Source organism: Micromonospora sp. NPDC005291 (assembly GCF_040607415.1).
Lineage (GTDB): Bacteria > Actinomycetota > Actinomycetes > Mycobacteriales > Micromonosporaceae > Micromonospora.
This window is the reverse complement of record NZ_JBEXGR010000008.1, coordinates 106,043-117,722: the sequence shown is the minus strand read 5'-3', so window position 1 is coordinate 117,722 and position 11,680 is coordinate 106,043. Positions and strand designations below refer to the sequence as shown.

Genomic DNA, 11,680 nt, shown 5'->3' with positions numbered 1-11,680 from the left:
GTCGGCCGCCCCGGACTGGTCGGGGCGGCCGATGAGGGCGATCAGGGCTCAGGCGGGACGGCGGTAGGCGCCGTACCACCAGGTCGCGGCCAGTTCCCGGGCGGCCGCCGCGTCGGATTCGGGGTCGGCCGGGGTCGCGCTGACGTGGTGGGCGAGGAACCGGTCGCCGCCGAGCACGATCAGCTGGCTCGCGGCCGCCGTGTCCAGGCTCACCGGAGTACGCCCGTCCTGCTGCTCGGCGCGGAGCACCTCCGCGGTACGTGCCACGAACTGCCTCAGCCCGGCTGCCCAGTACTCCCGGACCACCTCGTCGTACGCGGCGACCTCGCTGATTGCCGCGAGCACCGGGGCGTACGTCCGGTAGATCCGGATCACATCGGCAAAGACTTCGATGAGCGATTCGAGCTGGTCGCCGGGGCCGGACGGTTCCCACTCGCGGATGCGGTCGAAGGAGGTCTCCCGCATGGTGCCGGCGAGGCGCATGAGCAGCTCGCTCTTGTCCCGAAAGTGGGTGTAGAAGGTTGACCTGGCCACCCCCGCCTCGGCGGCGATGCGCTGGACGCCGAGGTCGGTGAAGCGGACCCCCTGCTGAAGCAGCCGCTCGGTGGCGGCCAACACCCGCGCTTCGACGGCGGCCCGACCGTCGGGGTTGCGCGGGCGGCGTCGGGTGATCGAGGGCATGGTCGGAATCCTAGGTGGCCGGGTGCTGGAGGGGCGACGTACGCTGATTGCCGGACACACTGTCCGACATAGTGACCACGGAGTCCTGACCTCGGCCTCCGACCCATCACAAGGAGCAACACACGTGAAGTACCGACTGCTGGGCAACACCGGGGTGTACGTCTCGGAGATCTCGCTCGGCGCGATGACCTTCGGTGGCAGCGGGCACCCGCTGTGGGGCACCCTCGGCGGACTGGCGCTGCCCGAGGCGCAGCGGATGGTGGACACCGCGCTCGACGCGGGCGTCAACTTCGTCGACACCGCCGACGGCTACAGCGACGGCGAGAGCGAGGAACTGCTCGGCCGGGCGCTCGGCAAGCGGCGTCGCGACGTCGTGCTGGCGACGAAGGTGCACTCCCGGACGGGGCCCGGCCCGAACGACGTCGGCACCTCCCGGCTGCACATCATGCAGAACCTGGAGGACAGCCTGCGCCGGTTGGGCACTGATCACATCGACCTGTATCAGATCCACAACTTCGACCAGGTCACCCCGATGGAGGAGATGCTGCGCGCGCTCGACGACGCGGTCCGGCAGGGCAAGGTCCGCTACATCGGCGCCGCCAACTTCGCCGCCTGGCAGATGTCCAAGGCGCTGGGCATCTCCGCCCGGGAGAAGTTGGCCAGCTTCGTCTCGGTGCAGGAGTACTACTCCCTGCTGGGTCGGGACGTGGAGCGCGATGTGGTGCCGATGGCGCTCGACGAGGGCATCGGGCTGACCGTGTGGAGCCCGCTCGCCGGTGGTTTCCTCTCCGGCAAGATCAGCCGGGACGGCGCCGTCGCCGACAGCGGTGCGCGCAGCGCCCAGCCCGGTTACACCAGCTTCACGCCGTTCGACCCGGAGCACGCCTTCGGGGTGGTCGACGTGCTCAAGGGCGTCGCCGAGCGGCACGAAGTCAGCCCGGCCCGGGTGGCGGTCGCCTGGCTGCTGTCCCGCCCGGCCGTGACCAGCGTGATCGTCGGTGCCCGCAAGCAGGAGCAGTTGGTGGACAACATCGCCGCCTCGGACCTCACACTGACCGAGCAGGATCTCACCGAGCTGGACGAGGCCACCAAGCTGCCGGTCGCGTACCCGAACTGGATCCAGGAGGGGTTCTTCGCCGGGCTGCGCCACCCGCAGTGAGGCACGGCCCCCGGGGTCGGTGACTCCGGGGGTCGACCTACTTCAGGATCAGCCGGTTGGTCTGCTCGAAGACGTCCAGGTCGGCCAGGGTCTCGTTGACCGAGGCGGAGAGCGGGGCGGGGAACCGGTCGCGGGGGAAGAAGCCGGAGTCGGTGGTCTCGTCGGTGACCCGGGCCAGCTGCCCGTCCCACTCCTCCACCTTGAACGCCGTGGTGAAGACCTGGTACGTGTGTCCGTACATGTTGGTGCTCGTCCGGTCCGGGCCGGTGTAGAGGGCGAACGCGCAGACCCGCAGCGCGCGTAGCCCGGTCTCCTCGCGGACCTCGCGGACCGCGCAGTCGGCGATCGACTCGCCCAACTCCATCGCCCCGGCCGGCATGGCCCACTGGCCGTTGTCCGAGCGTTGGATCAGCAGGATGCGTCCGGCGTTGTCGCTGACCACGGCGCGGGCGCCGACGAACATCAGCGTCCGATCCCCGGCGAGTGCGCGTAACTGCCCCACGTACGAGTCGGCCCAGGAGATGCTCACCTGCGACAACTTACGGGGGTTCCCAACGTGTGACCGCCGACACTAGCTTGTTACCCATGCGTAGCACGATGATGGACGCCCCCCTGCAGATCTCCCGGATCCTCGACCACGGGGCACGAGTGCACGGCACCGCCGAGGTGGTCACCTGGACCGGCGCGGAACCCCGCCGGATGACGTACGCCGAGGTGGGCCGGGCCGCCGCCCGGCTGGCACACGCGCTGCGCGACGAGTGCGGTGTGACCGGCGACGAGCGGGTCGCCACCTTCATGTGGAACAACAACGAGCACCTGGTGGCCTACTTCGCGGTGCCGAGCATGGGTGCGGTGCTGCACACGCTCAACATTCGGCTCTTTCCCGACCAGGTCGTCTACATCGCCAACCACGCCGAGGATCGGGTGGTGCTGGTCGACAGCACGCTCATCCCGCTGCTGGCCCGGGTGATCGGCGAGCTGACCACGGTGCGGCACGTGGTGGTGGTCGGTGGCGGCGACCCGGCGCCGCTGGTGGCGGCGGCCGGGGACCGGATCACCGTGCACCACTGGGACGCGCTGCTCGCCGACCGGCCCGAGGTGTACGACTGGCCCGAGGTGGACGAGCGCGACGCCGCGGCGCTCTGCTACACCTCGGGCACCACCGGCAACCCGAAGGGCGTGGCCTACTCGCACCGGTCGATCTACCTGCACTCGTTGCAGGTCTGCATGCCGGAGGGTTTCGGTCTCGGGCCGACCGACCGGGAGTTGGCCATCGTGCCGATGTTCCACGCCATGTCGTGGGGTCTGCCGTACGCGGCCTTCCTCTCCGGCGCGTCGCTGATCATGCCGGACCGGTTCCTCCAGGCCGCGCCGATCGCCGAGATGATCGTCGCCGAGCGGCCCACCCTGGCCGGTGCGGTGCCGACCATCTGGACCGATCTGCTGGCCTACCTGGACACCCACGACGTGGACACCTCCTCGCTCACCGAGGTGATCGTCGGCGGCTCGGCCTGCCCGCCGGCGTTGATGCACGCGTTCGACGAGCGGCACGGGATCGACGTCATCCACGCCTGGGGGATGACCGAGATGTCCCCGCTGGGGTCGGTCTCGCGTCCGCCCGCCGGCACGACGGGCGAGCAGGCGTGGCGCTACCGCTACACCCAGGGTCGGGTGCCGGCGGGCGTGGAGGCGCGGATCGTCGGCCCGTCGGGCGAGCCGTTGGCCGCCGACGGCACGGCGGTGGGCGAGCTGGAGGTCCGTGGGCCGTGGGTGACCGCCCGGTACGTCGGTGACGACGCCCCGGACGAGGAGAAGTTCCGCGACGGCTGGCTGCGCACCGGCGACGTGGGCACCCTCTCGCCGGACGGGTACATCACGCTGACCGACCGCGCCAAGGACGTGATCAAGTCCGGGGGTGAGTGGATCTCGTCGGTGGAGCTGGAGAACGCGCTGATGGCGCACCCGGCGGTGCTGGAGGCGTGTGTGGTGGGTGTGCCGGACGAGCGATGGGACGAGCGGCCCCTGGCCACGGTGGTGGTCCGGGAGGGCGTCTCGGTGACCGCGGAGGAGCTGCGGGACTTCCTGGCCGGCTCGGTGGCTCGCTGGCAGTTGCCCGAGCGCTGGGCGTTCATCGATACGGTGCCGAAGACCAGCGTGGGCAAGTTCGACAAGAAGGTCGTCCGTTCGCGGTACGCCGAGGGCGAGCTGACTGTCCGGGAGCTGACAGCGCCGTAACGTTTTCCCCGGCACTGTCGCCTGTTGGGGCAGGGGCGCTTGTGAACATTCCTCCCCAGGAGCGGCCCCGGCGTTCGCACCGCGCCGGGGCCGCCCGTTCCATGCGGAGTGACCCGCACCGTCATTGTTGCGAAACTTGTTCGCCTCTGTCCTGATGACGGGGAAATCGAGTGGTCAGCGATCCGATCAGGCGTCGCTGGTGGTGACGAGCACCTTGCCCACCGTCGAGTCCTCCACCGCCTGATGTGCGGCGGCCGTCTCGGCCAGGGGGTAGTGGTGCAGCGGCAGGCCAGCAGCCGCGCCGACCCGGATCCCACCCTGGTTGGCCGCCGCCGCCACGTCCTTCACGCCCTGCGCCTTGGCCGCCTTCGGCTCCGTGTAGACCAGCACGAACTGCCAGCGCGCGTTCGGCGCCATCATCGGCCGGATCGGGATGGCCACCTCACCCCCGCCGTCGTCGGCGTACATGCAGACCGCGCCGCCGTGCCGCAGCACCTGTACGTCGATCGCGGCATTGCGGGCGGGGGAGACCTCGACGATCGTGTGGACCCCGTCGGAAACGATCTTGTGGACCTCCTCGACCACGTCCTCTTCCCGATAGTTGATGACGTAGGAGGCGCCGGCCGCCGCCGCGAGCTGTGCCTTCTCAGCGCTGCTCACCGTGGCGATCACCGTGGCGTCCGCCCAGCGGGCAAGCTGGATCGCGGCGTTGCCGACCGCGCCCGCCCCGCCCTGCACCAGCACCGTGTGGTCAGCCAGCGCGCCTGGTCGCAGCGCGTCCGGCATGAACTCGCCGGCGGTCAGACAGCGGTGCGCGGTGAGGAACGGGATGCCCAGGGCGGCCCCCACCTCGAACGACGCGTCGCCCAGGCGGACCACCTGCCGGACCGGGACCAGCGTGTACTCCGCCGAAGTGCCCCACGGCCGCTGCCAGGCCGCCTCCCAGATCCAGACGCGCTCACCGATCAGCTCAGCGTCGACACCCTCGCCGACCGCCTCCACCACACCCGCGCCGTCCTGCCCGGGGATCTGCCACCCCTTCGGCGGGGAGCCCCGGCGCGACTTCCAATCCGTCGGGTTGACCCCCGACACCGCCACCCGGACCAGGACCTCGCCCGCGCCCGGCTCCGGCACCGGCCGGTCGACCAGCTCCAGCATCGAAGGGTCGCCGGTGCGCTCGTACACGATGGCTTTCATCCGTCGTCTCCTCAGCCGTCCGGCGCGCGGCACCCGGGTCGAGCACCGCAGGCTGCGGTACCCCGCTCAGTCCCCGTCATGCCGATCCCGCCGGCCCCCGAAAACCGTATAACCGTGCCCAGGTCGGCAGGGACCGGACGGCCGTGACGAGGCGCACGCCAGGCCGGGTCAGTCGGCGAGTTCGTCGATCGTCGCCGGGCTCAACTCATCGATCCGGCCCAGCGTCACCACGGCCAGCCCGGCGGCATCCGGATCCAGCGGGTACGAACCATGCGGCACCGCCACCACCCGCATCCCCGCCGCGGCGGCCGAGCGCACCCCGTTGGACGAGTCCTCCACCGCTACGCAGCGGGCCGGGTCGACGCCGAGGCGCTGCGCGACGCTCAGGTACACGTCCGGTGCCGGCTTGCCCCGCTCGGTCCGCTCGGTGGAGAGGGTCGCGCCGAACGCGTCGGTCAGGCCGGTGGCGGTCAGCGCCGCCTCGATCAGCCGGGTCGGCGACGAGCTGGCCAACCCCAGCGGCCACCGCGCGGCCAGCCGGCGCACGACCTGGTCGGCGCCGTCGATCAGCGGTACGTGGTCCCGGTAGCGTCGGGTCATCTCCTCGACGACCTCGTCGGCGACCTGCTCGGCGCTGCGGTCGACGCCCAGCTCGCCGCTGAGGTAGTGGGCCCACTCGCCGGTGCTCATGCCCATCAGCCGACGTTGCGTGTCCGGCTGCCACGTCCCGCCGTGCGTCGCCACGTACGCCCGGCGGACCTCCTCCCACACCGGCTCGGAATCCACGATCACGCCGTCCAGGTCGAAGACCACCGCATCCGCCACGGGCCCATCCTGCCCGACCGGTGGGTGCCCGGTCAGCCGGGCAGCGCGGGGAGCCCGATCGGGCTCCCCTCCGGGATAACCGTGTGGCAGGACCGGGCCATCGGCTCCAGCAACTCCCGCAGCCGATCCGTGTCGTCCTGGCCGAGCGCTTCCCACGGGTGCTCGGCGGCGCGGTCGGTGGCGTCCTCGACCGCCTGGAACGCGGCCCGGCTGTGGTCGGTGGCCGCGCCGTCGGGGGTCAGCCAGCCCCGTTGCACCAGCCTCTCGCGGGCGGCCCGCCACTGCTCCTCGGACCAGCCCCGGCCGAAAAGATTCACCGGCGACATGCCCTCGGCGACCCGCCAGGCCAGTGTCTCCACCGGGTCCAGGCCGGCGGCCACCAGCGCCGCCACGTGTCCGTCGCCCCGGTGCTCGCGCAGAGTCGTGGCGGCCTGCCAGAGCCGGGCCAGCGGGTATTCCCCGACCGGCAGCGCCGCGTTGACCGCGCCGAGCACCCGGCCGCCGATCTGTACCGCCGAGGCGGCACGTTCCAGCAGATCGGCGGTCTCCGTCAGGTGCGTCTCGGGCAGCTCGTAGGTCAGCTCGGCGAGCGCCTGCACGGCGCCGGTCAGCCGGGCGCGCAGCGCCTCCTGCGGCGTGGCCAACCGCCACACCGCCGGCAGGGCCCGGCTCACCATCGGCGGCGCGAAGCTGAAGAAGGCGGCGATCACCGGGGCAGCCTCGGTGGCGCCCAGCGGCGCGGCCCGGCCGGCGAAGTAGCCCCGCCAGTAGCCGCGCAACCCCACGGCCTCGAACGCGGCGCGGGCCCGGGGGTGGAAGTAGGTGACGGCGTGCACCGCCTCGAAGTGCGTCCACATCAACCGGGCCGTCCGCCCAGGCTCGTCCAGCGCCGTCACATGCACCTCCGCGTCCCGGTCCCGGATGCTCACCCCGGGCGGCTGACCGCCCGGGGTGACGCCGAACCTACTGCCGCAGGGTGACGGGCCGGAAGCCCCATGTGAACAAGTCCATCGCGTCCCGGCGACAACCAGGGCGATCCGGGCAGGTCACTGTGCGGCGAGCACGTCCACCACGAAGCGCAGCGGGCCGGTCGGGCGACCACCGGCGGCGGCCTCGTCGTTGCCGTACGCCAACTCGCCCGGGATGTCGAGCTGCACCCGGCTGCCCACGGTCACGCCGACCAGGCCCTGGTCCCAGCCGGGGATGACCTGGCCCACGCCGATCGGGAAGGAGGCGGGCTGTCCGGCCTTCCAGGACGAGTCGAACTCCTTGCCGTCCTTGTAGAACACCCCCACGTAGTTCGTGGTGATGGTCTGACCCTTCTGCACCGCCGGGCCCGTTCCCTTGATCAGCGGGGTGACCGCGAGCTTCTTGAGGTCACCCGTGCCCGGCGTCACCGCCGGCTTGCTGCCCAGCGCCGGGTCGGCACCCTCGGGCAGCTGCGGAGCGGGGGGTGCGCCGGCCGCGTCGGGGGCCGGGCCGGAGGCGGACGGGGTCGCGTCAGCCTGGGTCGCGGGCTTGTCGTTGCCGCCACCGATCCACACGAAGACGCCGATCAGCAGCGCGGCCACGGCGACGGCGGCGAGGCCACTGGCCCAGGCGTTGCGCTTCCGCTTCGCGTCGGCCGCCTTCTTCTCCGCCAGCTGCGCGGCCAGCCGTCGCCCCGACTTGGTTGCCGGGCTCTGGTCCTGGTCTGCCGACCGGTTCTGCTGCGTCCGCTCGCTCACGTCGTCGACTCCCTGCTGCAAAGGTGTGGCCGGCACCCAGTGCCGGGGGGAAAGCCGACGCACACGGTACTCGCACCAACGCCTCCCGTGCCCGCCGCGGAAGCGTCGGATCGCCCAGCGAGGCAGTTCCGAGGTTTTCCGGGCGTTATTCCGGGACGACCATGAAGTCGGTCACGAACGAGGTCACCCGGCCGTCGGCGGTGCGCCCGATCCAGGTGCCGTAGCAGCCGTCACCCCAACCCGTGGAGACGGTGACGACGTTGGCGCCGGTCGCGTCGTCAAGGACCGCGGTGATCAGCCCTCGGACCGGTGACGTGGGCAGCTCGTCGGGGACGAAGACCTCTTCCACCTGGTCGTACTCCCAGCCTTCCAGGACGCTGAGCGCCGTCGGGTCGGCGAGGGTGCCGGCGCCGGCGTCCACCCCGTACCCGAAGTAGTCGTCCGCGCCGAGTGTGGCGACGTTCTGATCGCCCGCGACAGCCGGCTCCCAGCGGGTGGTCGGCTCGTCGGAGACCACCAGCTCCAGTGCGGCCACCCGCCGGTCCACCTCGGCGTCCTCGCGGAGCACCACGGCCACCCAGGCACGGGCGGGATACCGCCCCGGTGGCACGGTCACCGTGAACGGTTCGGCCTCCGGGCAGACCAGCGGGTCACATCCGACCACCCGGCCGGTCGGCAGCACGATGTCGCCCACCGGGTGGGTCTCGATCAGGTATGCGCCGTGTTCGTCGGTGAAGCGGGCACCGGGCGTCAGCAACCGGTCCAGATCAGGGGTGTACGGCATGAGGGCTCCTCCGGTGGCCAGCGGCCGGCGGAGCGTACCCGGCCCGGGGGACACCGCCTTCGCTGCCGTACGGTCAGGCGCTCTTGCGGGGTGCGGTCTTGCGCGCGGCCGTCTTCTTCGCCGGCTCCGCCTTCTTCGCGGGGGTCTTCTTGGCGGCGGTCTTCTTCGCCGGCTCGGCCGTCTTCTTCGCCGCGGTCTTCTTCGCCGGTGCCTTGGCCGTTTTCTTCTCGGCCGCCTTCTGCGCCGAGCGGGCCGACGAGATGGGTGTCGGCTCACCGCCACCGCCACCACCACGGGCGGGTTGCTCGCCGCGGGCCGCCTTGGCGCGCTCCACCGACGCCTTCAACGCGGCCATCAGGTCCACCGCGGCGGCCGGCGCCTCCTCGACCTCCTCCGGCTGGACGACCTCCCGACCCTCCACCTTGGCGTCGATGACCTCCTGCAACGCCGCCCGGTAGTCGTCGGTGAAGACGTCCGGCTCGAACTCACCGGTCATCGAGTCGATCAGGGAGCTGGCCATCGCCAGCTCCGGCGGGCGCACCTTGAGGTCCTCGTCGAGGAAACCAAAATCCGGGGTACGGATCTCGTCCGGCCAGAGCATGGTGTTGAGCAGCAGCACACCCTCGCGGACGCGTAGCGTGGCGAGCTGCTCCCGCTGGCGCAGCGCCACCTTGACGATGGCCACCCGCTCCGAGTCGATCAGCGCGTCGCGCAGCAGCACGTACGGCTTGGTCGCCGCGCCGTCCGGCTCAAGAAAATACGCCTTGTTGTAGAGGATCGGGTCGACCTGCTCGGCCGGAACGAACTCCAGCACGTCGATCGCACGCGAGCTGGTCAGCGGCAGGTCGGCGAAATCCTCGTCGGTGAGGATCACCATCTCGCCGCCGCCGATGTCGTAGCCCTTGGCGATGTCGTCGTAGGTGACCTCCTCGCCGCAGACCGAGCAGGTGCGCTTGTAGCGGATCCGACCGCCGTCCTCGCGGTGCACCTGGTGGAACCGAATGTCCTTCTCCTCGGTCGCGGAGTAGAGCTTCACCCCGATCGAGACGAGCCCGAACGACACGGCTCCCTTCCAGATGGCACGCATCCTGCGCTCCCTTCCCCGGTATCGACCATGCTCGCATCCGAAAGAACCTGACGCGAGGTGTTCGGCCTGCTACTACAGTCGAGTCGTGCCTGGCGCGCCGCTCAAGCCGATGCTCGCGATGACCGGGCCGCTCCCGGCGGGTGACGGCTGGGCGTACGAGTTCAAGTGGGACGGGGTCCGCGCGCTCGCCGACATCTCCGGCGGTGGTCAGCACCTGTACGCCCGTTCCGGCGTGGAGATCACCGCCGCGTACCCGGAGTTGGCCACCCTGCCCGAGCAGGTCGACGACGCGCTGCTCGACGGTGAGGTGGTGCTGCTCGGCGAGGGCGGGCAGCCGTCGTTCACGGCGCTGGCCGAGCGGATGCACGTGCGGGACCGGAACAAGGCGGCCCGGTTGGCAGCGGTCATGCCGGTGACGTACATGATCTTCGACCTGCTCCGGTTGAACGGCGACGACCTGACCGGCTGGCCGTACGAGCGCCGCCGCGAGGCCCTGGAGGCGCTCACGCTCGGCGGTGCCCGGTGGGCGGTGCCTCCGATGTTCGTCGACGGGCCGGCCACCTACGAGGCGGCCGGCGAGCACGGCCTGGAGGGCGTGATGGCCAAGCGGGTCGGTGCCGTCTACCGCCCGGGGGTGCGCTCGCCGGACTGGGTGAAGGTCAAGCTGGAGGTGACCGGCGACTTCGTCATCGGCGGCTGGCGACCGGGCGCACGTCGGATTGGCGGGCTGCTGGTCGGGGTGCCCGGCCCGGACGGCCGACTGATCTATCGGGGCCGGGTCGGCGGCGGGATCGGCGCCGCTATCGAACGGCAGCTCCTCGCCGAGCTGGAGCCGCTGCGCTCCGGCGTGTCACCGTTCGCGCCGGGCGTGCCGCGCGAGGATGCCCGAGGTGCCATCTGGGTAACACCCCGGGTGGTGGTGGAGGTGAAGTACGGCCAGCGCACCCCCGACGGCCGGCTGCGCTTCCCCCGGGTGCTGCGGTTGCGCCCGGACAAGCCGCCGGAGGAGGTCGACGATGCCAGCTGAGCGGTTGCGGGTGGACGTCGAGGGCCGTCCACTGGAGCTGTCCAACCTGGACAAGGTCCTCTATCCGGCGGCTGGCTTCACCAAGGGTGAGGTGATCGACTACTACACCCGGATCTCCCCGGTGCTGCTGCCGCACCTGCGGGACCGGCCGGTGACCCGGATCCGGTTCCCCAACGGGGTGGACGACAAGTCGTTCTTCGAGAAGAACACGCCGGCCGCGACGCCGGAGTGGGTGCGCGTGGAAAATCTGCCCGCGCCCGGGTCGACCAAGGGCCGCGAGACGATCGACTATGTGGTCGCCGACGACCTGCCCACCCTGGTCTGGTTGGCCAACCTGGCCGCCCTGGAGCTGCACACGCCGCAGTGGAAGGTCGGCGAGCACCCGGACATGATGGTGGTCGACCTGGACCCGGGGCCGCCGGCCGGGCTCGCCGAGTGCTGCCCGGTGGCGGTGCTGATGCGCGACCGCCTCGCTGCCGACGGGATCGACTCGTACCCGAAGACCTCGGGCAAGAAGGGCATGCAGCTCTGCTGCCCGATCGCCGGCACCCAGTCCTCCGATCTTGTCTCCGACTACGCCAGGGGGATCGCTCAGGAGCTGGAGAAGGCGCATCCCAAGCTGATCGTGTCGAAGATGGCGAAGAACCTGCGCCCCGGCAAGGTCTTCATCGACTGGAGTCAGAACAACGCGGCGAAGACCACCGTGGCGCCGTACTCCCTGCGGGCCCAGTCGGTGCCGTCGGTGTCGACCCCGTTGACCTGGGACGAGGTGGAGGCCGGCGCCCGTGGCCGGAAGCCGGCCGTCCGCCAGTTCACCGCCGCCGAGGTCCTGGACCGGGTGGAGGAGTACGGCGACCTGCTCGCCCCACTGCTCGATGGTGGCCCGGAACTCCCGGCGCGTTGACGGGGAGAAGGCTTCGACGACCTTCTGTGACGTCGCCACATGAGTGGACGCCGG

12 protein-coding genes are annotated in these 11,680 nt (G+C 71.2%); 4 read left to right on the top strand and 8 right to left on the bottom strand.

Annotated elements, in window-relative coordinates:
• Positions 1 to 48: 48 nt before the first annotated feature.
• Positions 49 to 681: a TetR/AcrR family transcriptional regulator gene (locus ABZT18_RS14095; protein ID WP_354992626.1), complete on the bottom strand. Its 633-nt coding sequence runs from the start codon at positions 679 to 681 to the stop codon at positions 49 to 51.
• Between the two features lie 124 nt (positions 682 to 805).
• Here ABZT18_RS14095 and ABZT18_RS14090 point away from each other — a divergent pair, with 124 nt between their 5' ends.
• Positions 806 to 1,840: an aldo/keto reductase gene (locus tag ABZT18_RS14090; protein ID WP_354992625.1), complete on the top strand. Its 1,035-nt coding sequence runs from the start codon at positions 806 to 808 to the stop codon at positions 1,838 to 1,840.
• A gap of 37 nt (positions 1,841 to 1,877) precedes the next feature.
• On the opposite strand, the gene ABZT18_RS14085 is transcribed toward ABZT18_RS14090, so the two are convergent.
• The gene (locus ABZT18_RS14085) at positions 1,878 to 2,369 is read right to left on the bottom strand and encodes an NUDIX domain-containing protein (protein WP_354992624.1); all 492 of its coding nucleotides are present in this window, start codon (positions 2,367 to 2,369) and stop codon (positions 1,878 to 1,880) included.
• 71 nt (positions 2,370 to 2,440) lie between these two features.
• On the opposite strand from ABZT18_RS14085, the gene ABZT18_RS14080 reads away from it, so the two are divergent.
• Positions 2,441 to 4,075 carry a fatty acid--CoA ligase gene (locus tag ABZT18_RS14080; RefSeq protein ID WP_354993102.1) on the top strand — a complete coding sequence of 545 codons (1,635 nt, stop codon included), beginning with the start codon at positions 2,441 to 2,443 and terminating at the stop codon, positions 4,073 to 4,075.
• Positions 4,076 to 4,261: 186 nt separating this feature from the next.
• Here ABZT18_RS14080 and ABZT18_RS14075 read toward each other — a convergent pair whose 3' ends face one another.
• The 6 genes from ABZT18_RS14075 to ABZT18_RS14050 form a co-directional block, all read right to left on the bottom strand.
• Positions 4,262 to 5,272: an NADPH:quinone reductase gene (locus ABZT18_RS14075; protein WP_354992623.1), complete on the bottom strand. Its 1,011-nt coding sequence runs from the start codon at positions 5,270 to 5,272 to the stop codon at positions 4,262 to 4,264.
• Positions 5,273 to 5,440: 168 nt separating this feature from the next.
• Positions 5,441 to 6,097, bottom strand: a complete 657-nt coding sequence (locus tag ABZT18_RS14070; RefSeq protein WP_355251455.1) for an HAD family phosphatase — start codon at positions 6,095 to 6,097, stop codon at positions 5,441 to 5,443.
• 32 nt (positions 6,098 to 6,129) lie between these two features.
• Complete coding sequence (locus ABZT18_RS14065) at positions 6,130 to 6,954, bottom strand: hypothetical protein (protein WP_354993101.1); 825 nt, start codon at positions 6,952 to 6,954, stop codon at positions 6,130 to 6,132.
• A 189-nt stretch (positions 6,955 to 7,143) separates the two neighbouring features.
• Positions 7,144 to 7,860, bottom strand: coding sequence for an FKBP-type peptidyl-prolyl cis-trans isomerase (locus ABZT18_RS14060; RefSeq protein ID WP_355251515.1), 717 nt, complete (start codon positions 7,858 to 7,860; stop codon positions 7,144 to 7,146).
• Positions 7,861 to 7,969: 109 nt separating this feature from the next.
• The gene (locus tag ABZT18_RS14055) at positions 7,970 to 8,608 is read right to left on the bottom strand and encodes a DUF4241 domain-containing protein (protein ID WP_355251452.1); all 639 of its coding nucleotides are present in this window, start codon (positions 8,606 to 8,608) and stop codon (positions 7,970 to 7,972) included.
• 73 nt (positions 8,609 to 8,681) lie between these two features.
• Positions 8,682 to 9,695 carry a Ku protein gene (locus tag ABZT18_RS14050; protein WP_355251449.1) on the bottom strand — a complete coding sequence of 338 codons (1,014 nt, stop codon included), beginning with the start codon at positions 9,693 to 9,695 and terminating at the stop codon, positions 8,682 to 8,684.
• Positions 9,696 to 9,780: 85 nt separating this feature from the next.
• Between ABZT18_RS14050 and ligD (ABZT18_RS14045) the strand changes: the two genes are divergently transcribed.
• Both ligD (ABZT18_RS14045) and ligD (ABZT18_RS14040) read left to right on the top strand, forming a co-directional pair.
• Entirely contained in the window at positions 9,781 to 10,722 is a 942-nt protein-coding gene (gene ligD, locus ABZT18_RS14045; protein ID WP_355251446.1) for a non-homologous end-joining DNA ligase, read from the top strand.
• Complete coding sequence (ligD, locus tag ABZT18_RS14040) at positions 10,712 to 11,626, top strand: non-homologous end-joining DNA ligase (protein WP_354992618.1); 915 nt, start codon at positions 10,712 to 10,714, stop codon at positions 11,624 to 11,626. Before ligD (ABZT18_RS14045) ends, ligD (ABZT18_RS14040) begins: the two co-directional genes overlap by 11 nt.
• Positions 11,627 to 11,680: the final 54 nt, after the last annotated feature.

Excerpts from the sequence above, each read along its gene's own strand:
- ABZT18_RS14095 (WP_354992626.1), bottom strand. The coding sequence starts at position 681 with ATGCCCTCGATCACCCGACGCCGCCCGCGCAACCCCGACGGTCGGGCC.
- ABZT18_RS14080 (WP_354993102.1), top strand. The coding sequence starts at position 2,441 with ATGGACGCCCCCCTGCAGATCTCCCGGATCCTCGACCACGGGGCACGA.
- ABZT18_RS14075 (WP_354992623.1), bottom strand. The coding sequence starts at position 5,272 with ATGAAAGCCATCGTGTACGAGCGCACCGGCGACCCTTCGATGCTGGAG.
- ABZT18_RS14065 (WP_354993101.1), bottom strand. The coding sequence starts at position 6,954 with ATGTGGACGCACTTCGAGGCGGTGCACGCCGTCACCTACTTCCACCCC.
- ABZT18_RS14055 (WP_355251452.1), bottom strand. The coding sequence starts at position 8,608 with ATGCCGTACACCCCTGATCTGGACCGGTTGCTGACGCCCGGTGCCCGC.
- ABZT18_RS14050 (WP_355251449.1), bottom strand. The coding sequence starts at position 9,695 with ATGCGTGCCATCTGGAAGGGAGCCGTGTCGTTCGGGCTCGTCTCGATC.
- ligD (WP_354992618.1), top strand. The coding sequence starts at position 10,712 with ATGCCAGCTGAGCGGTTGCGGGTGGACGTCGAGGGCCGTCCACTGGAG.